Source organism: Pantoea sp. SGAir0183, from assembly GCF_043545505.1.
The window spans coordinates 2,727,462-2,749,017 of record NZ_CP028053.1 but is presented as its reverse complement, the minus strand read 5'-3'; the positions used below and the strand labels follow the sequence as shown (position 1 = coordinate 2,749,017).

The 21,556-nt window shown below is 50.0% G+C and carries 22 protein-coding genes; 5 read left to right on the top strand and 17 right to left on the bottom strand.

Annotation, left to right across the window (positions count from 1 at the left end; all coding sequences use genetic code 11):
* Positions 1-49: 49 nt before the first annotated feature.
* From purB to rluE, 5 genes are read right to left on the bottom strand one after another with little or no spacing between them, the layout of a single operon-like run.
* Positions 50-1,420: an adenylosuccinate lyase gene (gene purB, locus C1N59_RS12770; RefSeq protein ID WP_039341046.1), complete on the bottom strand. Its 1,371-nt coding sequence runs from the start codon at positions 1,418-1,420 to the stop codon at positions 50-52.
* A gap of 43 nt (positions 1,421-1,463) precedes the next feature.
* Complete coding sequence (gene hflD, locus C1N59_RS12765) at positions 1,464-2,105, bottom strand: high frequency lysogenization protein HflD (protein ID WP_394549669.1); 642 nt, start codon at positions 2,103-2,105, stop codon at positions 1,464-1,466.
* Positions 2,106-2,139: 34 nt separating this feature from the next.
* Positions 2,140-3,252 (bottom strand): tRNA 2-thiouridine(34) synthase MnmA, encoded by a 1,113-nt coding sequence (mnmA, locus tag C1N59_RS12760; RefSeq protein ID WP_039341044.1) that lies wholly within the window; start codon positions 3,250-3,252, stop codon positions 2,140-2,142.
* Between the two features lie 39 nt (positions 3,253-3,291).
* Positions 3,292-3,765, bottom strand: coding sequence for an NUDIX domain-containing protein (locus tag C1N59_RS12755; RefSeq protein ID WP_033737534.1), 474 nt, complete (start codon positions 3,763-3,765; stop codon positions 3,292-3,294).
* Positions 3,766-3,813: 48 nt separating this feature from the next.
* A complete protein-coding gene (rluE, locus tag C1N59_RS12750) occupies positions 3,814-4,473 on the bottom strand; it encodes a 23S rRNA pseudouridine(2457) synthase RluE (RefSeq protein ID WP_394549668.1) in 660 nt (219 codons plus the stop codon).
* A 110-nt stretch (positions 4,474-4,583) separates the two neighbouring features.
* Here rluE and icd point away from each other — a divergent pair, with 110 nt between their 5' ends.
* Positions 4,584-5,834, top strand: coding sequence for an NADP-dependent isocitrate dehydrogenase (icd, locus tag C1N59_RS12745; RefSeq protein ID WP_033737532.1), 1,251 nt, complete (start codon positions 4,584-4,586; stop codon positions 5,832-5,834).
* 402 nt (positions 5,835-6,236) lie between these two features.
* Here icd and C1N59_RS12740 read toward each other — a convergent pair whose 3' ends face one another.
* The 3 genes from C1N59_RS12740 to C1N59_RS12730 all read right to left on the bottom strand — a co-directional run bounded on the left by C1N59_RS12740 (position 6,237) and on the right by C1N59_RS12730 (position 7,499).
* Positions 6,237-6,557 (bottom strand): contact-dependent growth inhibition system immunity protein, encoded by a 321-nt coding sequence (locus C1N59_RS12740; RefSeq protein WP_039341041.1) that lies wholly within the window; start codon positions 6,555-6,557, stop codon positions 6,237-6,239.
* Positions 6,526-6,795, bottom strand: a complete 270-nt coding sequence (locus C1N59_RS12735) for an RNase A-like domain-containing protein (protein WP_394549667.1) — start codon at positions 6,793-6,795, stop codon at positions 6,526-6,528. The genes C1N59_RS12740 and C1N59_RS12735 overlap by 32 nt, the downstream gene beginning before the upstream one ends.
* Positions 6,796-6,896: 101 nt before the next feature.
* A complete protein-coding gene (locus C1N59_RS12730; protein ID WP_039341038.1) occupies positions 6,897-7,499 on the bottom strand; it encodes a serine acetyltransferase in 603 nt (200 codons plus the stop codon).
* A gap of 1,026 nt (positions 7,500-8,525) precedes the next feature.
* On the opposite strand from C1N59_RS12730, the gene C1N59_RS12725 reads away from it, so the two are divergent.
* On the top strand, positions 8,526-9,017 hold the full coding sequence (locus C1N59_RS12725) for a hypothetical protein (RefSeq protein ID WP_394549666.1): 492 nt from the start codon (positions 8,526-8,528) through the stop codon (positions 9,015-9,017).
* A 112-nt stretch (positions 9,018-9,129) separates the two neighbouring features.
* On the opposite strand, the gene C1N59_RS12720 is transcribed toward C1N59_RS12725, so the two are convergent.
* The 6 genes from C1N59_RS12720 to C1N59_RS12695 are packed head-to-tail and all read right to left on the bottom strand — an operon-like array spanning position 9,130 to position 15,630.
* A complete protein-coding gene (locus tag C1N59_RS12720; protein WP_394549665.1) occupies positions 9,130-9,858 on the bottom strand; it encodes a fimbrial assembly chaperone in 729 nt (242 codons plus the stop codon).
* Positions 9,824-11,155 (bottom strand): fimbrial usher protein StbD, encoded by a 1,332-nt coding sequence (stbD, locus tag C1N59_RS12715; RefSeq protein ID WP_283787209.1) that lies wholly within the window; start codon positions 11,153-11,155, stop codon positions 9,824-9,826. The genes C1N59_RS12720 and stbD overlap by 35 nt, the downstream gene beginning before the upstream one ends.
* Positions 11,156-11,158: 3 nt before the next feature.
* The gene (locus C1N59_RS12710) at positions 11,159-13,744 is read right to left on the bottom strand and encodes a fimbrial outer membrane usher protein (RefSeq protein ID WP_394549664.1); all 2,586 of its coding nucleotides are present in this window, start codon (positions 13,742-13,744) and stop codon (positions 11,159-11,161) included.
* Positions 13,695-14,471, bottom strand: a complete 777-nt coding sequence (locus C1N59_RS12705; RefSeq protein WP_283787206.1) for a fimbria/pilus periplasmic chaperone — start codon at positions 14,469-14,471, stop codon at positions 13,695-13,697. Before C1N59_RS12705 ends, C1N59_RS12710 begins: the two co-directional genes overlap by 50 nt.
* A gap of 41 nt (positions 14,472-14,512) precedes the next feature.
* Entirely contained in the window at positions 14,513-15,052 is a 540-nt protein-coding gene (locus C1N59_RS12700) for a fimbrial protein (RefSeq protein WP_283787204.1), read from the bottom strand.
* Positions 15,053-15,075: 23 nt separating this feature from the next.
* Entirely contained in the window at positions 15,076-15,630 is a 555-nt protein-coding gene (locus C1N59_RS12695; RefSeq protein WP_283787202.1) for a LuxR family transcriptional regulator, read from the bottom strand.
* An 859-nt stretch (positions 15,631-16,489) separates the two neighbouring features.
* Here C1N59_RS12695 and C1N59_RS12690 point away from each other — a divergent pair.
* The 3 genes from C1N59_RS12690 (at position 16,490) to C1N59_RS12680 (ending at position 19,894) form a co-directional block, all read left to right on the top strand.
* Positions 16,490-16,753, top strand: coding sequence for a hypothetical protein (locus C1N59_RS12690; RefSeq protein WP_054634156.1), 264 nt, complete (start codon positions 16,490-16,492; stop codon positions 16,751-16,753).
* A 114-nt stretch (positions 16,754-16,867) separates the two neighbouring features.
* Positions 16,868-18,067 (top strand): FAD-dependent oxidoreductase, encoded by a 1,200-nt coding sequence (locus tag C1N59_RS12685; RefSeq protein WP_283787200.1) that lies wholly within the window; start codon positions 16,868-16,870, stop codon positions 18,065-18,067.
* Positions 18,068-18,613: 546 nt separating this feature from the next.
* Positions 18,614-19,894, top strand: coding sequence for an MFS transporter (locus C1N59_RS12680; protein WP_394549663.1), 1,281 nt, complete (start codon positions 18,614-18,616; stop codon positions 19,892-19,894).
* 34 nt (positions 19,895-19,928) lie between these two features.
* On the opposite strand, the gene C1N59_RS12675 is transcribed toward C1N59_RS12680, so the two are convergent.
* The 3 genes from C1N59_RS12675 to C1N59_RS12665 form a co-directional block, all read right to left on the bottom strand.
* On the bottom strand, positions 19,929-20,177 hold the full coding sequence (locus C1N59_RS12675) for a glycine zipper domain-containing protein (RefSeq protein ID WP_006119721.1): 249 nt from the start codon (positions 20,175-20,177) through the stop codon (positions 19,929-19,931).
* A 228-nt stretch (positions 20,178-20,405) separates the two neighbouring features.
* Positions 20,406-20,972 (bottom strand): hypothetical protein, encoded by a 567-nt coding sequence (locus C1N59_RS12670; RefSeq protein ID WP_054634149.1) that lies wholly within the window; start codon positions 20,970-20,972, stop codon positions 20,406-20,408.
* 65 nt (positions 20,973-21,037) lie between these two features.
* The gene (locus C1N59_RS12665; RefSeq protein ID WP_394549661.1) at positions 21,038-21,367 is read right to left on the bottom strand and encodes a hypothetical protein; all 330 of its coding nucleotides are present in this window, start codon (positions 21,365-21,367) and stop codon (positions 21,038-21,040) included.
* Positions 21,368-21,556 lie beyond the last annotated feature (189 nt).

Genomic DNA, 21,556 nt, shown 5'->3' with positions numbered 1-21,556 from the left:
AAACAGCAGGTTAACGCAGACCGGCGGGAACCGGTCTGCAGAAGGGATATTATTTCAGATCATCAACCATTTGAATCGCACGGCCAAGATAATTTGCCGGGGTCATCTGTTTTAAACGGGTTTTTTCTTCTTCAGGCAGCGCCAGGCTGTCGATAAAGGCCTGCATGCCTGCGGCGTCAACACGTTTACCGCGGGTCAGCTCTTTCAGCTTCTCGTACGGTTTTTCGATGCCGTAACGGCGCATCACGGTCTGAATCGGCTCGGCCAGCACTTCCCAGTTGTGATCCAGTTCATCCAGCAGGCGCTCGCGGTTCACTTCCAGTTTTGAAATACCTTTTAAGGTGGCCTGATAGGCGATCAGCGCATAGCCTACGCCGACACCCAGGTTACGCAGCACGGTAGAATCGGTCAGATCACGCTGCCAGCGGGAAACCGGCAGTTTGCTGGCCAGATGCTGCATGACCGCGTTGGCCAGGCCCAGATTGCCTTCCGAGTTTTCAAAATCGATAGGGTTTACTTTATGCGGCATGGTCGACGAGCCGATTTCACCCGCAACGGTTTTCTGTTTGAAGTGGTTGAGTGCCACATAGCCCCAGATATCGCGATCAAAGTCGATCAGGATGGTGTTAAAGCGGGCGATACAGTCAAACAGCTCGGCAATGTAGTCGTGCGGCTCGATTTGCGTCGTATAGGGATTCCAGGTGATGCCCAGCGAGGTAACAAACTCTTCACTCAGCTGGTGCCAGTCGGCTTCCGGGTACGCCGCAATGTGCGCGTTGTAGTTGCCCACGGCGCCGTTGATTTTGCCCAGCACTTCAATCTGCGACAGCTGACGTAGCTGACGTTCCATGCGGTAGGCTACGTTGGCCATCTCTTTACCCATGGTCGATGGCGTAGCGGGCTGGCCGTGCGTGCGAGACAGCAGGGGAATATCACGGTATTCCTGCGCCAGGCCTTTTACGGCGGCGATCAGCTGCTGCCAGTAAGGCAGAATGACATCGCGGCGTGCTGTTTCCAGCATCAACGCATGGGACAGGTTATTAATGTCTTCAGAGGTGCAGGCAAAATGAATAAATTCCGACACTGCATGCAGGGCGGGCACATCCGCCACTTTTTCTTTCAGGAAATACTCAACCGCTTTCACGTCATGGTTGGTGGTGCGCTCAATGGTTTTGATGCGTGCGGCGTCTGCTTCGCTGAAACGGGCGACGATCTCGTCAAGGAAAGCGTTTGCGTCAGCATCAAATGCAGGAACTTCCTTGATCTCTGCGGTCGCAGCCAGTTTTTGTAACCAGCGAACTTCAACCTCAACGCGGAACTTCAGCAAACCAAATTCGCTGAAAATTGCGCGCAGCGGGCTGACTTTATCGCCGTAACGACCATCGACAGGTGAGACGGCGGTCAGAGAGGATAATTCCATCAGTGCAACTCCTGATTCATTTAACGGTGTTTGCCTCACTGACTCAGTAAGTCAGTGGCAGGCGGGATAAAATCGATTTGGCTTCGCGCAGTAAACGCTGGCGCGAAAACATCAGCTGCAGTCGGCCTCCGCCAACCTGTTGCCACAACACGGCGGCACGAATGCCGGCCAGCAGCGTGGCGCGAACTTTACTCTGTAGCAGGGAATTCTGTAGCACTGCCGGCGATCCGGTTACCTGAATACGTGGGCCGAGCGGGCTAATCACATCGACATAAATGCCCGCCATGGCGCTCAGAATAGTGTCGGATTCCAACGTGTAATGCGCCAGCTGACGATCGAGCTGGCTGATACGCTGGGCCAGGGTGTTCATAGCCTGCTTGTTCGCATTGAGCTTGCGCTCCAGTACCGTCAGGCTCAACGTGTAACGGGTCAGTTCGGCACCAGCGCCCTGACGTTGCGTGCTGTTCAACACGGCCATCAGGGTTTCCAGCCCCAGGCGCAGGTTGGCTTCGTTGTTACCAAATACCGCCAGGGTCGAGGGAGGATTCAGGTCCAGTACGCTGCGCAGTGACACCGTCAGCGCCTCCGGCTGACAATGTCCCTGATTGGCTAACTGCTGCACCAGATGGGCCGCCTGGCAAATTCCCGCCAGTGCAAAGGTAATGTCCTGATAGTTTTTTGCCACGGTTACTCCTGTTTACGCGTTATTCCCACCGGTATTATGCGGCAACCCAAGGCAAACGTTCTTCGATGATACCGCCACCCAGGCAGACTTCATCAAGGTAGAACACCGCAGACTGACCCGGCGTGACCGCAGCAACGGGCTCATCAAACCGGACTTCAATTTTATCCTCGCCGTGCGGGATAATTTCGCAGGGGATATCGGTCTGACGGTAGCGGGTTTTCACCGTACAACGCAGCGGTGCGGTTAGCGGCTGACGATCAACCCAGTGTAACTGCTGGGCAATCAGACCCACTGACATCAGTCGGGGATGGTCGCCGCCCTGCGCCACGATCAGGCGGTTGCGCGCCACGTCTTTATCAACGACGTACCAGGGATCGTCTTTGCTTTCTTTAAGACCGCCAATGCCCAGCCCTTTACGCTGGCCGAGCGTGTGATACATCAGGCCCTGGTGCTCACCCACAACCTGTCCGTCGACGGTTTCAATTTCACCCGGCTGGGCAGGGAGGTAGCGCGCGAGGAATTCGGTAAACTTGCGTTCACCGATGAAGCAAATGCCGGTGGAGTCTTTTTTCTTCGCCGTCACCAGCTCAAGTTGTTCAGCGATGCGACGCACTTCAGGCTTTTCCAGCTCGCCGACCGGGAACAGGCTCTGCGCGATTTGCTGGTGGCTGAGTGTGTAAAGGAAATAGCTCTGGTCTTTGTTACCATCCAGACCGCGCAGCAGGTGGCTGCGGCCATCGATATCCTGACGGCGGACATAGTGCCCGGTGGCGATGAAGTCTGCACCCAGATCCTCTGCGGCAAACTCCAGAAACGCCTTGAATTTGATTTCTTTATTACACAGGATATCGGGATTGGGAGTGCGGCCCGCTTTGTACTCTTCCAGGAAGTGTTCAAAGACATTGTCCCAGTACTCTGCCGCAAAGTTCACTTTGTGCAGTTTAATACCTAACTTGTCGCACACGGCTTGCGCATCCGCCAGATCGTCAGCGGCGGTACAGTATTCCTCGCCATCGTCTTCCTCCCAGTTCTTCATGAACAGGCCTTCAACCTGATAGCCCTGCTGTTGCAGTAACCAGGCGGAAACGGAAGAATCGACGCCGCCGGACATTCCGACGATCACTTTTTTCTGGCAGTTATCAGACATCACAAGCTCGCAAAACAGTAAAACAGGCGGCGCATTCTATCACGCTGAACGCGGGTGCGCACCTTCATGAAACGGCCAGTTGAACGGGCTGATCAGGTCGAGCGGATAGCGTACGCCCTGTTGCCAGCGGCGTACGCTTTCGGCAACCAGAGGCGAGCGCAGGTTAGAGGCCGACAGAATCTGCTCTGGCGCGACCCACCAACAGCAATCAATGTCGCTGTCCTGCGGAGCCGTTGGCTGGATATCGTCCAGATCCACGCCAAACAGAAACCGCACAAAAGGCGTATTATCCGGGGCGATCCACTGGTTTATGCCGATAAAATACTGCATTTCGGCCCGAATGCCGGTCTCTTCAAACAATTCCCGTGATGCGGCTTCATGCAGCGTTTCATCGGCTTCAAGATGACCGGCAGGCTGGTTCCAGGTGGCGATGCCGTTGACGCGTTCTTCAACGACCAGTAATGCACCCCGAGCCTGCACCAGGCACGCGACGGTGACATGCGGTTTAAACATCGATCCTCCTGAATTGTTAACTTAAAGTTATGGAAATGATAATGGCAGTCAACCTTGTGCGCTGATATCGCGCCAGGCACCCGGCGCCAAATCGCCCAGCGTAAACTCGCCCATGGCATAGCGCACCAGACGCAGGGTTGGAAAGCCAATATGGGCCGTCATACGTCTGACCTGACGGTTGCGTCCTTCAAAAAGCGTTATTTTCAGCCACTGTGTTGGAATGGCTTTGCGCTCGCGAATCGGCGGCTGGCGCGGCCACAACCAGTCGGGCTCAGCCACTTTTTCGACGCCAGCCGGTAACGTCGGGCCATCTTTCAGATTAACGCCATCGCGCAAAGGTTGTAGATCGGTTTCCTCAGGCGCGCCTTCCACCTGCACATAGTAAATCTTGCCGGTGCGCTTGCCGGGCTGCGTCAGCGCCGCCTGTAGCGGACCATCGTTAGTCAGGACCATCAGTCCTTCGCTGTCGCGATCGAGTCGGCCCGCCGCGTAAACGTCACTCACGTCGATAAAATCTTTGAGGGTGCGGCGGCCGGCTTCATCGGTAAATTGCGGCAGAACATCGAAGGGTTTGTTGAACAGAAGCACGCGGCGGACGGCAGGCGGCGAGGACGCCTTGCGATGCACGGGACGTGTTTGTTGGCTGAATCGTTTATTTGGATGAGAAGTCTGATTAGTTTTTCGCATACGCTTTGCAGTCTGGAACATTCAGCGCATTATAACGCGAAATTGCGGTGATTGGCGTGGCGTGAATATTCAAGTAGTATTGACGCGCATCTTACAAATCATTAACAAAAAATCGCTCGAAGGAGAGGTTAATGGAAAGCAAAGTAGTTGTTCCGGCGGAAGGTCAGAAAATCACCCTGAATCAAGGTAAACTGGTTGTCCCAAATAACCCGGTTATCCCTTACATCGAAGGGGATGGTATCGGCGTTGATGTGTCACCAGTGATGCTGAAAGTGGTTGATGCCGCTGTGAAAAAAGCCTACAACGGCGAGCGTAAAATCTCCTGGATGGAGATTTATACCGGTGAAAAATCGGTTGAACTCTACGGTCAGGATGTCTGGCTGCCGCAAGAAACCCTCGATTTAATTAAAGAATACCGCGTAGCGATCAAAGGCCCACTGACCACGCCAGTTGGCGGCGGCATCCGTTCTCTGAACGTTGCGCTGCGTCAGGAACTGGATCTGTACGTTTGCCTGCGTCCGGTGCGCTACTATACCGGTACACCAAGCCCGGTAAAACGTCCTGAAGACACGGATATGGTGATCTTCCGCGAAAACTCCGAAGATATCTATGCCGGTATCGAATGGAAAGCGGGCACGCCAGAAGCGGATAAAGTCATCAAATTCCTGCGTGAAGAAATGGGCGTGAAGAAAATTCGCTTCCCAGAAAACTGCGGTATCGGTGTTAAACCGTGTTCGGAAGAGGGCACCAAGCGCCTGGTCCGTGCAGCAGTGGAATATACCATCACTAACGATCGTGATTCACTGACGCTGGTACACAAAGGCAACATCATGAAGTTCACCGAAGGCTCCTTCAAAGACTGGGGTTACCAGTTAGTGAAAGACGAGTTCGGCGGCGAGCTGATCGATGGCGGCCCATGGATGAAATTTAAAAATCCAAACACCGGTAAAGAGATCATCGTAAAAGACGTGATCGCCGATGCCTTCCTGCAGCAAATCCTGCTGCGTCCGGCAGAATATGACGTTATCGCCTGTATGAACCTGAACGGTGACTACATCTCTGACGCCCTGGCGGCGCAGGTTGGCGGTATCGGTATTGCACCAGGCGCAAACATCGGTGACGAATGTGCGCTGTTCGAAGCCACCCACGGTACGGCACCGAAGTACGCAGGTCAGGATAAAGTGAACCCAGGTTCCGTGATTCTGTCCGCTGAAATGATGCTGCGTCATATGGAATGGTTCGAAGCCGCAGACCTGATTGTTAAAGGCATGGAAGGCGCAATCGCTGCCAAGACCGTGACCTATGACTTCGAACGTCTGATGGATGGCGCTAAGCTGCTGAAATGTTCAGAGTTTGGTGACGCGATTATCGCGAATATGTAATCCAGAATTTGGGTTAAACGAGAACGGGAGCCGGTTGGTTCCCGTTTTTTATTAGTATGTTAATAACATTCAGCAACATTATTTATCAAAACCAGGTTATTCATCATAAACGTTAAGGTTTTTTTGGCTTCCAAAATCACGCAGCTAATTACCTTGGCAATTAGGTTTAGAGACAGCATTACGGTAAACAGTTCTGCCGCAGTAAACAGCTTGTCCTTAGATAGGAACAATGCGTACCGCAAACTAAAGCTCTCAGAGGGAATGAACCGCATTAAATTTCAAATGGCGGAGGGTTTTGTTGAAAGGAACTGGCAAGCTTGATGTGCGGCTTGAGATAGATTGCGAGTCTTAAAATCTTATCACAATAACGATTTCACAGCCCTCTGTCAGGGTTATTCGTTCTTACCATCGAATTGCCTTAGCAATTTTTTCCAGGAAACTGCGCCATGTTTCACCCCATGGTTCTGGACGAAAATGATCGCAATCTAACTGCTCTGACGTTGTTTTTAGTTCCTCATCGTCAGAGATACGTAATAATGAACCGATTTCATTGCGGGCATCTGCTTTTGAAAGGACGTTAGTGTCGAAATAGCAGGCGGCTGTTTCACCGACAGCGTTGTCAAAATCGTCGTGATAACAGCTGAAAGAGGCGGTTAAAATCTCGCGCATGACTGGGTACGTCATTTTATCTTTACCCCATCCACGGATAAGACGTGAGAACATAATATGACTTCCCATTGTAGAATTTTTGAAGCAAAACAACCCTCACACTTGAGCAGGTTTCTTTGATTGAACTGCCTTGCCTGAGACCGTAACCAATTGCAGTTTTACTTCTGTAAACAAGCTCAAGTGGCCCAGGATTTTTCGCCCAGTATGTGAATTTGAGTCGGTTAGCGTTCAAAGCCGAACTTATTGTTTTTTCAGCCAGCTCACAGGAGAAAGGAAAGAATACCGACTGCATTGGTGCGCACCTAAAAGACGGGCGAGTAATCCCTTATCTGGGATAGCAACCTGTTTTGCCAATCGCATTGCTTGCTCGACTGATAGTCAGAACGCTGACTATCAGCGACATGACTCAACAGTGGAGGCCGCTTTTTCTGGTATGACGCACCTGTTTTGTATAAACGGGTTTTTATGATGTGATTTAATCACTTTTGCAGGATTGCCTGCAGCAACAGTATAGGGAGGAATGTCTTTCGTTAAAACAGAACCTGCGCCAATCACAACATCATTGCCTATCTTAACACCTTCAACTACAGAAACGTTCGGGGCGATATAGACGTTATCGCCAATGATGGCACAGTCTCCTGTATTGGAACCAATACAGACATTTGGCGAAACGTTGAAGTTTGCGCCTATCTGGGTGCCGGGATTGATCACAATGCTTCCGACGTCGATATGACCGATATACAGCCCTGGCCCAATCCGGGTAGAAGGGCAGAGAAAGATATGAAATTTTTTGCACTTACGCTTAAAAACACGTTTAGCAATACGTCTGCACGTCTTACTCTTATGTGTGCTCATTCTGAACCAAAAACAAAAATTAAACGCTTCATTTTTAAGAAAGGTTTTAATAAATGTTTTAAAACTGATGTCAGCTGCGTAACGATAAAGGTCGTCTCTAATCAATTCAGCAGTATCAACTGGCTGCGTGTGAGCATTCATGTAGTATTCATTCTTGGCTGAGAGTAAATCAGAAAGGGACGCAGGTATATTTCAGAATGAAAATATTAGCAGGTATAAGCTTGATGTCAAAGCAAAAAATTAGGCGTTTATAGTTTTATCTCTGTTGTTGGCAAAGGACATGAACCCGTCAGTCTGCAAGTGTCCGTTCATTTGCAAACCATTCTTTTTCTCAATGAGAGTGCAGCTTATTCCGTTATTGATTGAGAAGATAGCCGCAAGTCAAAGATAGGTTATTTGTAGGTCGCCCTGTCGGGCGCAGATTAAATCGCGTGATAATTGTAATGCGCTGTGATGATCACCCTCTTACATGCTTAATCCAGATCACAATCCATGCCCTTCAGAATGAAGGCAACGGGGTGAACAGACAGCATTGGATAGATTATCCGCATGTTAGCAACCGTTCTTCAGAACTGTAAAATCAAACTTACTTACCCTGTACAGCGATGTTTTTTGTCAGGGCCAAAAGCTTTATTTATGCCCTATATAACTGCAAAAAACGGCTTCTGTTGCTGTAATGCTCAAATGAAAAACTTTAACCGAATATTATTTCAGAGATAACAAAGTTAAATGAGTGAAAATGCCATCTCTATTCCATCGCGTTCACCATGAGCTTTACCTGCCAGTTACTCCTTGTCTGCTATTGACTCTCAGGGAGCAGAATCAGTAAGACGGTTCATTTATTGTCCTGGGGCAATAATTACTGATGATAAAAATATATGTTAGCCTTATAAAACGTTATCGATTACATTTTCATATGTTTATTGATTTAGGGAACGGAGCCAGGTAAACAATCCGGAATCTATCCGACATAGCCAGCTAATATGTCGTCATAAGGCTTCATTTTTTCTGATTCCATTTTGAATGCTTGCTTATGTGGAAGAGAAAGGCCTTTTCTCGCCTTTTGATATTGTGGTTTCAAAATGATCAAAAACGGATGTGCGAACACCGCAGGTTGCCTGTCTTTCTTAGTGACTTAATTTATTAACTATAAAAGGAGCGATATATGTGGTTTTTCAGAAATGCAAAAATGATCCCGTGGAGCCTGAACGGTCACCAGCCCGGAGATGTTCTTTCTATGGGGGCAGTAGAAATCAATCCGGACGTTACGGAGGCACAAAAAAATACAAGGTAGCGATGCGCCTTTATCGAGTCGGATGCGATACTGGCATAATACACTGGTCCGGTGGTCCATTTGTCAGCCCTGGATACGTATTCATTAACTACAACGGTACGCGAAATATTTTTCCTTATGGAACTACGGCTGACAAGTTCGACACTGTCGGCGACTTCCTGGAATATCAAAAGGAAAATGTCAAAATTTACCATAGTCTTGTCGAGGACGGTATAATTAATGAAAACATGTTTATTTTGCCCATTAATGGCTATCTGTTTACCGAAGCAATTATGGTGTATGAAAACGAAGAAGATGAGAGAGATAATATCGAATATGAAACTTTCCAGTTGAATGCCGTGTTTTGCCCGCTTACGAAAAATTAAACAGATAAAAAATGCGCTTCATTGAAGAACGTACCTTGTCAGAGGCACTGCATTTCAGTGCCTCATCAGCGTTCCATATCATCTCTCTTTGTGCCAAAAACAGGTAATTCGGCTACTTCCCAACAGTCGCGCGAAGCGTGCTGCGATGTTTCTCAACGTTACCGTTCTGGTCAATCACTTCATATTCGACGTTTGCACCGGGGTTAACGGAAGTGGTGACGGGAACCACAATATCAGACAGCGGTGCGACCATAATATTTCTCAATACCGCTTTTTCCACTTTCGCGTTCAGGCTCATATACCAGGGCGTAGGATTAGAAATCATGATTTGCTGGCTTTGTCGGGTAAAGCGTAGTTTTTGTGCATCTTCCGGCCGGGGTGCACCCAGCCCTGTCGGACGTACAAAAACCTTCAGGCGAAGACGCAGCGGCAGAACGACTTTTTTATCGCGTTGGTTGTCAGATTTTTTGAGCGCCGGTATCTGGTAGAGATTTAGCCAGTACAGGGTTTCTTTCCCGGTGGGCAAGCCAGCGCGTGAGGTCAGCATCAGCTTTATAGAGCGTAATTCGCCGGGCTGCATTTTCAAGACCGGCGGCATAGCCATGACCGGTGTTTTACTCTTCTCTGGCGGGGCATAGATATCGCCGTCATCTGTCCAGATTTGTAAAACGGCAGGGCTGTTTTCACTGTTGACCAGATTGACGGATTGCGCAATCTCGTTGGCGTTGAAAATAATGCGGGTTTTATCAATGTTTACAACGGCAACTGCCTGCGTTGACAATAACGCCGTGAGTAAATACAGGCTGCTACTGAAAACTGACCACCACTTGTAACTGTGCATTAACGGTTCCTGAAGTGATAACTTGTCCGGGAATAGCCTCAAGGGAGGCAGTAAAATCGCCGCTGTAGATCTCACCGTTGTCTGATGACGTAAGTGTGGTTAAATCTTTATAGGCATACCATCCACGCGTATTGCCTGTGCCGGTACTGCTTATATCGGGCAACAGGTTGAGAGGAGTACCGGCACTGTTGTAGATTTTTATCCCTACGCCAGAGGCTGAACTGCCGTTGCTTTCCCCATAATTTGTGTCAAGCAGCCAGGTTAACCCACCGCTACTGGTGGTGAGACCCAGCGTCTGAGCCATGGCCACAGCCTGAGGCTGATTTACCAGAAAACCCATCGCGACGTTGGCTGATTTCAGAGTGGAGTTCTGGATCCCGGATGTTGCCCCGGTTTCGCAGCGAAGGGTAATGGAAAAAGGTGCCTGGCTGCTGCCTCCACCGGCTAAAACGCCAATACTGGTCAATGGCAGAGAGACGACCGCAGGGTAATCGTACACCTCGCAGGCTGCGCCGCGAACATAGGTGACTGTCTTCCATGAACTCCAGCCAACAGGCCAGTCATAGTGCCAGCCATTCCACACCGTGGCATGATCCGCACCGATATAAAGATTATTACTTTCCAGTCCAGGACCTTTAAATGCAATATATCCGCGGGGTTGATTGTTTGTCTCAAAATAATAGTTGTCACTATTGACGTAATGTTTACCTTCATCAATTTTAAATATCTCGTAGAGCACACTGCTAAATATACTGGCCGGGATGTAGATTTTTTGCCCGTCGGTATACCAGTCGCTGGCACTAAGCTGCCGTCCTTTCCAGTAGCGGCTGTAATATTCACCCGTGCTAAGGTTGGTTAGTCTCACCGCCACATTTTTGAACTTATCAAAATAAGCGCCGTCAACCTCGCTGGTGACATATTTACCAGCTTCTTCTCTGTCGCCATTAGTCGAATACATTTCATAGAGTTTGCCGGCATCAGCCATGTCGCAGCGGTACAGAATCTGATTTGGCGTAAACGCATCCTTCATCGGGTTATTGAGCGGATGGCCGACCGCACTGGCCAGCAACGTCCCCGAGGGCTGAAAGAGGTTGCCGGAATTGATATTAATGATTGCAGGCAATGCCAGCCGCCCTGTGCATTCATCACAGGCACCCTCCCATCCCTTTGCGGTATAGCCGGCATCTTGAGCGGCCTGGGAAAGCTGGCTTTTACTTGTCACTTTTGTGCAATTCGCCAGTAGTGGAAGCGGTACCAGTGAAGTAATGATTAACGAAAGCAGGGTTCTTGTAAACACGCGCTACTCCTTATTACATAAGCCGGGAAGCTGGATCAGGTGATCGTCTTGCTTTCCAGTAATTTGATAACTCACAAGACAGGTTTGTTGTCCATCGTTATCCCAACTGACTTTAAGTGTGCCGGAGTCGTGGGGGACACGCGCATAAAGCTGGCCGCCCTGGCCGACAACACCAATGACGGTGTTGTCGGCATCACGAACTTCAGCGCCCATCGGGGGCGCTTCCCCTTCGTTACTGGTGAGCGAGATCAAGACTGCTTTGCCTTTAATGGTGGCGAAATTTACCCGTACAACAGCCCCCGCATAGGGAACAACACGTTGACTACCACCGGTCAGTTCGGCATCAGCATTCATATCCAGCGTGTCCAGGCTGATGTTATTTTCGCGGTAGGCACTGAGTGAAGGCAAAATGGCATAGCCGAAGCGATCGATGACAGCTCTCTGACCATTACGCACCAGCGCGCCCTGTGCGCCATCGGCCTCAACCAGAGCGAACGTCTCACTGCTGTACGGGCCAAGTGTGATGCCGCCCCGATGAAGCACCACGGTGCCAGATGCTCCCAACCCAGCCTGGCGATAGTCTTCGCCCTGGCCATAATTCGCACGAAAAGCCCCCAGACGCGTATTCTGCTGAATGTTCCCGCCAAAGTTCAGTGCGTGTCCGCTGTTGCCATCGCCATTGCGAGAATGCTCGCTGCCGCCATAGACAGAATAAGACACATCATTGTTGTCACCCGCCGCGCCTGACAGGGACAGGGATGAGCTACGTGTTTGTTTTGACTGGTTATAGTAATAGGAGACAGAAGAGGTGTTGTTCCAGTCCAGAGGCATTGAGATATTAAAGGAGAAGGTATTTTCGGTATAACGTTGTGCGCGAGAGTCATCCTGCCGGTTGAAGAGATCCAGGTCGGATCGCGTCGTATTCCATGTCGTGCGCTGGCGTGCGACGTTGAAGCCGTAACTGATCTTTTTCCAGTTGTTGTTATAGCCAAGCTGCAACTGAGTGATGCGGGATTTATTGTTGTAGTAATCGGCTGTGCTGGCGCTCAGGCTGAACATACCGACGTTATCAAATGACTGACCCAGGGTTGCGGATAACCGGTTACGCTGGTTCATCGAATCGGAATAGTAGCTGATGCCTGTCTCATTCTGCCTTCTGACGCCCAAAACGTCCTGCAGATCGCGGAAACCGCTGGTGGAGTAACGGTAGGCCGCTAATACCAGATTTGTGCCGGTTTCGAAGGTTTTACTGTAGCTCAGTTCGGCACGCCAGCCGGTCGTTTTTTTATTTTGCTCCACGCGAGCTTGTGAAAAAATGGTGTTTATACCCATAGCTCCGACCGGTGAACCCCATACACCGCCTGCCAGCCATGCCTGATAATCTTTCGCGATGCGTGAACCGGCCGTTGCGGTGAAGCGGTTACTGATGCCGCGCTGCAAGACACCTTCAAAAAAAGTGTTGTCCACACTGTAATACTGACGTACACGTCCCAATGCCAGGCCATATGTCCAGTTTCCAGGGCGAACAGAATCCGGGACAGAAGAGTAGGGCACCGTAAAGGTCGATCGCTTCCCGTTAGCTTCAATAACCTCAACCTCCAGGTCTCCCTGACCGCTGGTGTTATACAGGTCGTCAATGACAAAGGGGCCGGGTGGAACGCTTGTCTCATAGACAACGTTATTGAGCTGACGCACGATAACGCGGGCATCGGAAGTCGCCACACCCTGTACTTCTGGCGCATAACCTCGCTTGCCCTGCGGCCACATGCGTTCGTCAGAGGCGAGTTTGATGCCGTTAAACGCAAGGCTGCCGAACAGAGAGTTGCTCGTGTAGTTATCACCTAAAGCAAGCTGACTGTTTATGCCCTCTAAAGGCCGTTGCACCCAGCTTCTGACCTGATTGTATCGATAACGGCTTCCGGCTCGGCTGTTGCGTAAATAACGCAGATTACCCTGATGACGAAACTGCCACTTTTCCAGATTGGTGCCTGCTGTGATTCCGCTCCATAAATATTCATACCGGTAATTTGACGAGCGGTTTTCCGACCACATGAAGTTGGTGTTGTGACGCAGAAAGAGGGCCGTAACGCCTTCATCCCATTCAGATGTGGGAATGTAGCCGCGGGGAGCACGGTTCAGGCTCGCCAGTGGAAGCATAAAATGCAGACGAAGCGATGACTGATCGAAACGCCAACTGCCCGCCTCTGTCCAGCCGGCTAATGGCTGACAGCGCTCTGTAGGTTGCCCGGCGCGCGGGATTTTTAATTGCATTAGCGTCACGATATCTTCAGGCAGGCAGGGCTCGACTTCGCCCTCGTCGCTGAATTTCCTGAAGTTAATTTTGACCCCGGATTTAATCATCTTGTTGTTGAGGTAAATATCAACCAGGTAATAGCCTTGGACAATTTCGTTTTGATTGAATTGTTCGATGTTTTTCCCAAATGTCGCCCCTTGAAAAAGCGAGGAGTCGAAATAATATTCTTCGCTACAGACAGAGTAAGAAAAGCAGGCCGACACGGTAAAAGCTATGAGTTTCGGACTAATTAACTTCAACCGTAAAGTTTTCACTGATTTTAGCTCCCTGATCATTAACTGCCGAGACTGAAATCACCCCTGTGCCCTGAAGACGTTTACTATTACTGAACCAGTAAGTCTTTCTGGAGAAAGGAGAGACCATATCCGCCTCTTGTTTTAAAGACTGATTGCCCACTTTTAAAACAACATCCACTAATGACGCGTGCCAGGGCTGCGCGTTGTCAATTTCGATCCCCATCCCTTTATTCGACTGATATAAAGGTGTTATCTTTATGCCTTTAAGAATATTTTTTGGCGCGCCAATACTTTTAGGGCGATAAAAGATCTTCATACGATTACGTAATACCACCAGCATTGCATTCTGCGTTTTATCTTTAGCGATATTTGAAGGTGGGATCTGAAGTGTATTAAACCAGTATACAGATTCACGATCCTGCGGTTGTGATGCGGGATTATTCAATATTACTTTAGCAATCTGACCAGCTTTGGGCTGAATGCGGAATACCGGTGGCGTAATAATGAACGGTGTATTTGCGCGGCTTTCTGGCTGTGAGCTGTCGTCGCCATTATCGAACCAGCTCTGAATAACGTAGGGAACAGCATCATTGTTTTTAAATTGAACATCTATAGAGCGTGCCTGTTCGGGATAGATAATACGACTGCCCATAATTGTCACGCTGGCATTCGTGCAAGGGGCCAATAACAAGGCCGAAAATAATGTTGAAAAAAATTTTAACGCAATGGCGCGTCTGCGAATAAACATAGACAGGTTCTCAATCATTTATTGTGCACTCCGCTGAATGGGAGTGCACCAGGTAAGAATTACTGATAAGTCACGGCATACTGAAGTGAGGCGCTAACGGTACCTGCAGTAGCGGAGTTAGTAGCATAATATTGTGCAGAATAGGTCGCTGATTTTTCCGTTTCGCCGGGGCTCAGGGTTAAATCACCATTACCGTCGTAGCCTCCGGTTAAATTTATTTCTTTACCTTCCGTGTCCAGCAACTGAACTTCAACGTTTTCAGCACTACCATTGCTTTTCAAATTACCGGTAGTGCTCACGTTGTTACCGATAAAAATAGTGGACACGCGAGTTGAATTTGTTGAACCGGTACAGCCACTGATGGCGACAGTGAAATCCGTCTTACCAGCGATATCTCCGGTTTTAAGCAACTCGTTTACGCCTACGGTTGGCATGAGTACAACCGGTGCACTCTCATTGCTATTCACGCTAACGGAACAGGTTTCATCACTGACTTCACCTTTAAAATTAATAGTGTTAGCTGAATCCGCCAGTGCTTGTCCTGATACCAGCGCTGCACTAATCAACAGAGGTAAGGTCATAGCTTTAGTATTTAACATGATTGTATTTTCCTTTTACATTTTTAACTGGAGAACAACTGATTCAGGCTGCTTCCCGTCTTACGACGCACCGAATCTTTAATGCAGTAGATCTTTTTTACACCAAGTTGCATTTTTTTTGATATTTCACCCAGAGATAACCCATGATTCACCAGTTCCAAAAAATTAACCTCATCGCTGGTTAACGGATTAACACCTTTTTTCTCACCTCCTTTTAAACCGTAGTAACATGCGTTAATAGATTTTTTTATCTCGGCAATGCCCGTCCCCGGATAAATGACCGTATTGATGCTTTTATCCTGCTGTTTCCAGAAGGCTGCTAAGGATGCCAGGCGGCGATCGCAAATCAGAATAATAATTAAACCTGGAGACTTCAGGTAGTCGAGCCAGTTGTGATTAGTAAAGTAGCGAATGTTGTGTGCGGAAAAGTCTACAAAAATGCAACCTTTCATATATAAGCTTTCATAACGGCCAGTGACTACTGACAAAATTCCTTTAACTAAAAAAGAATTCCTTGCTGGCCAGATGGCTACTTTCTGTATCGGACAGCGTTTGATTTCTGCTGTAAGTTCATTCACTAATTCGCATCGATAGCGGCAGCTAAAACAGGAAATCCTTTCTCGTGTAATCCTTCTCATAAGCTGATTCTGATGCTCTTTAAGAAAGGTGAGGTAAACATAGCATCATTAAGCTTTATAACTCAACGCGTTGGAAAGGCGCAGTGTATAATATGTGCGGAATAATCCGAAAGAGTTATGTTTCATTTTTGAGCGGTGTCGAAAAGAGATTTTTCTCACAAGAGGGCAATTTCATACGAACTGTCAAAGATGGCACTTTTTTTCGAAAGTAAGATAATTCCGCGCTTTCCAGGATTTTTCAATTAATTCTTTTTAAACGATCAATAAAATTATCGCACTTTAAGATAAAATCACTTTTCTGGTTAATTTCCTGTTATGGTTATATTTAAATGATAATAAATCATGGTGTGATGTTAAAATCCCTAGTGTTGGTAATTAATAATGCCGAAATTTTGATGTTATATTTATAATTTATGCTTAAATGTTATCTTGATTAATTTTTGCGCAATAATGCACGAGATACGCGATGGGGTTTGATCCATACGTGTTCATTTACAATTGGAGAACTTTTCTTAAACTTTTTGACACTGCTGTAATGTTTCGCCTTCGTTTGTAAGGTATGAGACCATAAATGCAAACTTGATGAAAAGCTATCACAATATTTGGCCTGTCAGATCAATGATAATGAGAAGACAGCATTGCCGTTTTAAGGCCTCGATAAGAAGCTATGTTGCGCTTATGTAAATTGCCTGTAATGGTGTGTTCTGAATTATAAGGCAAAGTTCTGATAACCGCGGGCTATCACACTAAACAATAATAACAATTTGCCGCATCTCCCCGTCAGCGTGACTATGGGGATATGAAGACATATCGTATTAAAGTGGGCTACCACAACCCCTCTCCACTTACATTCATGCAACTGGATGAGCAGCTTGCTGATCACGCTTTTTACAGCGCGCGTACCGATGCTGATAATGGCGGGTTTCGCTATTTCCAGGAATATGAGTACCAGTCTGATTCTGCCGATTATTGTTCAGTGTGTTCCCTGGCTTATCATCACGCCTGCCAGGTCCGAAAATGTCCGCTGGTGCTGGTGGAGGTAAAAGAAGATAGCGCCGGATGACAGGCGCTATACATAAAGCCTGTCCGGGACAGGTCGCAGTATCCCTGTACTTCCTCGGTATTCAAATTTTCCCGGCTGGCATACACTGACCACGTATACAACGAGGGCTAAGCGATGCCATCCATCAAACACATAACCTCCGATTGCTGTATTGTCGGTGGTGGCCCGGCAGGTCTGATGCTGGGATATTTATTGTCACGTGCCGGTTTGCAGGTGGTAGTGCTGGAGAAGCACGCTGATTTTCTGCGCGACTTTCGTGGCGATACCATTCATCCCTCCACCCTTCAAATCATGCACCATCTGGGCTTACTTGATGCGCTGCTCACGCTGCCGCATCAGCGTGTCGAAAAACTGCAGGCAGAAATGGGCGGTGAAGAGGTCACGATGGCCGACTTCTCCCGCCTGCCGGTGCGTTGCCGCTTTATTGCCTTTATGCCGCAGTGGGACTTTCTGAATTTTCTGGCGGAGAAAAGCGCGCAGTTTTCAGGTTTTACACTGCTTAAATCGACCGTGTGTCGTGAGTTGATCACCGAGAATGGTCAGGTGTGCGGCGTACTGGCGGAGCAGGCAGGCCAGCCAATGGAAATTCGCGCCCGTCTGGTGGTGGGAGCGGACGGACGGGATTCCGTTATTCGTGCCCAGGCCGGGCTCAGCAGCCAGCATTTTGGCGCGCCGCGCGACGTTCTCTGGTTCCACCTCAATAAACAGCCCGACGATCCGCTGACCGGCATGGGCCATACCGGCCCGCGCAACAATTTTATCGTCATTGATCGGGGGGATTACTGGCAATGTGGTCTTACCATTCCCAAAGGCCAGTTTGAGGCCTTACAGGCGCAGGGGCTGGATGCGCTTAAAGACACTATTGCGGCGGTTTCGCCCTTTGCCGCTTCACGTCTGGCGGAGGTCGACAGTTGGGAAAAACTCAAACTGTTGTCTATCCGGATAGACCGTCTGGATCAGTGGGCAAAACCGGGCGTGCTGTGCATTGGCGATGCGGCGCATGCTATGTCACCGATCGGCGGGGTTGGGGTTAACCTGGCGATTCAGGATGCGGTGGCGGCGGCGAACCTGTTAACGCGACCACTGCGCAGGGGAACGCTGAAGTTAAGCGATCTCCATAAGGTCCAGAAACGCCGTCAGTTTCCTACCGTGGCGACCCAGTTCCTGCAAATTAAAATGAGCAGCAACAAGCCACGTGCCAGCGGGCAAAGTAAGATGCCCGCCATGATGCGTAAATTCCCGTTTCTGCGCTTCGTATTTGGCCGGCTTATTGGTTTAGGATTCAGAACGGAAAGGCCGAGGGAATGCCGTTGACAGCTCGCTGTCTGCCAGACGTGAACAGTCGGCACTAAAGGCTGAGCCGTCGGGCAGCATGGCGGAAGATGCGCAACGTTATACCCGCGAGCCATAACCCCAGGCTATAAAAGACAGCCAGGCTGTGTCTGCTGTCTGGTGGCTTTTTGCATCCGGCGTTTTGCTGCCACGCGGTATCCGGTTTTTCCCCCTGACACGATCTGCTATGTAAAGCCCTGCGACGCGTTTAGCGACTATTCCAGTGTACGTGCCTCAGCCGCGCGAATGCTCCCGTCCTGTCAGGCATTCATCGCTTTACGTACTGTGATGCGTAAAATATTCAACGGGTAAGAAACTTCATGCCCGGCTGGCCGAATGTCCTGATGACGCAGCAACTCTTTACGTACAGTGTCCAGCGGTATATTGCTGTCGGCACTGCGCGCAGGGCAGGGCGCCAGGGTGTGATGTGATTATTTTCGTCCGGGAGACAAAATCGTATCGGCTGAAATTCTATACTCTCACTGTCAACGCCGTACTGATTTTGCATAAATCCCGGAGGAACCCTGAATGGAAACGCCTCTTTCACCCGTAAAACACTCAATACGCGCACTGATCGCGGGTGCGGTAGGCAACTTTATCGAATGGTATGAATTTGCCATCTACGGTTTCCTCGCCACAATTATTGCGCACAATTTTTTTCAGCTTCAGGGCGAGTCAGCGCTGAGTGGCCTGATCCTGACCTGGGCGTCCTTTGCCATTGCGTTCTTTTTTCGCCCCCTTGGCGCCCTGGTGTTTGGCCGACTGGGCGACCGCCTGGGCCGCAAGCCTGTCCTGATTACCGTCCTGATATTGATGACGCTGGCGACCACCGCTATCGGGTTAATTCCTACCTATGCGACGGCGGGCATTCTCGCGCCCGTGCTGCTTACGGCACTGCGTATCCTGCAAGGGCTATTTGCCGGCGGCGAATATGGCGGGGCGGTGGCGCTGATGACCGAATTTGCGCCGCGCGGTCAACGTGGACGCTATGGTGCCTGGCAGTCGCTGACCGTGGCGTTTGGCCTGTTGGCCGGCGTGGGGCTGGTGGCGCTGCTGTCCTGGCTGCTCAGCCCGCAGGCGATGCTGGCATGGGGCTGGCGCATTCCGTTTTGGCTGGCGTTACCGCTGGGCCTGGTTGCGCTATGGTTGCGTCTGGCAATCACAGAAACGCCGGACTTTGCACGCCAGCAACAGCAGCGCGTCAGGGCTGCACCGCGCCAGACGATAAAAATTATTTTCCTAGCGATCGCGCGCGTCATGCTGTGGTCCTCCGCAGGCTATACCTGTCTGGTGATCATGCCCGGCTATTTGCAGTCGGCGCTACATACCGTTATGAATCAGGCGCTGCTGATTGCCGTGATCGCTAATGTGGGCTTCGCATTGACAATTATCCCGGCGGGCATCGTCAGTGATCGCGTTGGTCGGCGTCGTGTCATGGTTAGCGCCAGCGTACTCCTGCTACTTATGGCGATGCCGCTATTGAAAATAGTGCAGGCGGATGGCGTGAGTTTGCTGCTAAAAGCGCTGGTGGTGCTGATAGCGGGGGGACTGGTTGGTTTGCTCGCCGGGCCGGGGCCTGCGATGCTGGCGGAAATGTTTCCAACAACGGTACGTTATACCGGGCTGGGTGTCGCCTATGCGTTATCCAATGCGGTGTTTTCCGGCTGTGCGGGTTTAATTATTACAGGGTTGATTAAGCAGACGGGCAATCTGGATATTCCGGCTTGGTATATGATGGCAACGGCACTGGTTTCCATCCCGGCCCTGATGACACTCAATAAAGACGACCACACGCGGGAGCTGACATAAAGGAAAAACGGGAGCAAACGCCCCCGTTTTGAACTTACTTACGACCGAGCAGGAAGCCCAGTACGACGCCCACACCGGCCGCGACCGCCAGACCCGCAAACGGGTTAGACTGCATCTGATCTTTGATGCAATCGGCGGCATCGCGTGCGGCATAGGATGCCTGGTTGGTGTAGCGGCGGGCTGCACCACGGGCGCGGTGACGCGGCGAATCGGTGACTTCACCCCATTGTTGCTCTGCGGCACCGGCGACTTCTTTTACGGCATCTTCAATTTTTCCTGACATGCTTCATCTCCTTGGTTATCACAGTCATTTAAAGCGTAGCAAACCTTCGCCACTGTGCTGCGTTTAGACGCATTAATCGTCTGTCAGAGGGGAATTGACCAGATGAAAACTCCGCCTGGTAATGGCCATCGGACTGGCGGAAGGCGCGGAGAGACGGGCATGAAGCGGACAGGGCGCGTTAACGCCACCACGCGGAGGGCCCGGCGAGGAAAATTATTACCAGCTGTTTCACCTGACGGGATGAAGTGGATGGGATCGCGTGTTGGGATACCAGCTCACCAGAAAATGCCGCAGATGGTCAAAGCACCACTCGGCATCCTCAGCCTGCTGGCAGTAATACTGAATCGTAATTTTTTCATAATGGCGCTGGCGTTGCTGTAGCGGTGACCAGCCCCAGTCAAGTACACAACGGGCAAAGTTCACCAGCGTGTCGGCTGCCAGCGCGTGCTGCTGCTCTTGTTCCTTCAGATAGTCATAAAAGGCGGCTTCTAGCTGGAGTGCCTCCTTGTGAGAACAGTGAAGGAGTTCGGGCCGAAAGGCGATATCAATGAATCCGCATACCGCGTTTTCCTGCTGCTGCCAGTCGCAGGCCAGGGTCATAAACAGGCCTTCCTGCAGATTCACCTCTTCCAGTAAACGTTGCAGGTTAGGGGAGTGACGAATCACGGCGATCTCGTCCAGCCGTTCTGTCTCCAGGGTCAGGTCGATACCGCAGGGATTAACAGAGCCATCTGCATTGCGGGTAGCAGGGAACGGGAAATCAATATAACCGTTGTTATCCAGCCGTTTTTCCATGATGAGCCTGACCTGTCGCTTGACGTTTCCTGACACTATATCACGCAGTGTCAGGATTGCCCGCTTTACGGACAGGTCCAGGTAATCATGGTGTCCTGATAGGGGTTGATCAGACGAAACTGTTTATCGGACAGGCGTTGAGCGTAGTAACCTTCAGACGTCACCGCAGAGGGGACATACTGAAAGCGATCCAGCGACTGAAGCGGCCCGCTCTGCACGTTTACGCCATCCCGACTGACGCTGAACGCGGTGACCAGATCGAATACCGTTCCCTGCGTTTGCCTCAGTGACTGACCGTAAATTGTGCTGACGTCGCCTGGACACTCCACACCTTTCGGCGAAGAGGAACAGCCTGAGAGCAGTGCCATAAAAATGAAAAATCCTGGTCGCAACATAGCCTGCTCCTGCCCCGGTCCATAGAATGAATGATCGATTTTAGCCTGAAACGCGACAAATAACATGATCATAGCGTTTACGCGCGCCGGGTTGATTTGCCGTTTGTTCAATCGTTAAGCAGTGGGAATGTAAAAGATGACTTTCGGTGCAAATAAACGTTATTCTTGCCATCTTTGCGCGTCGCTTAA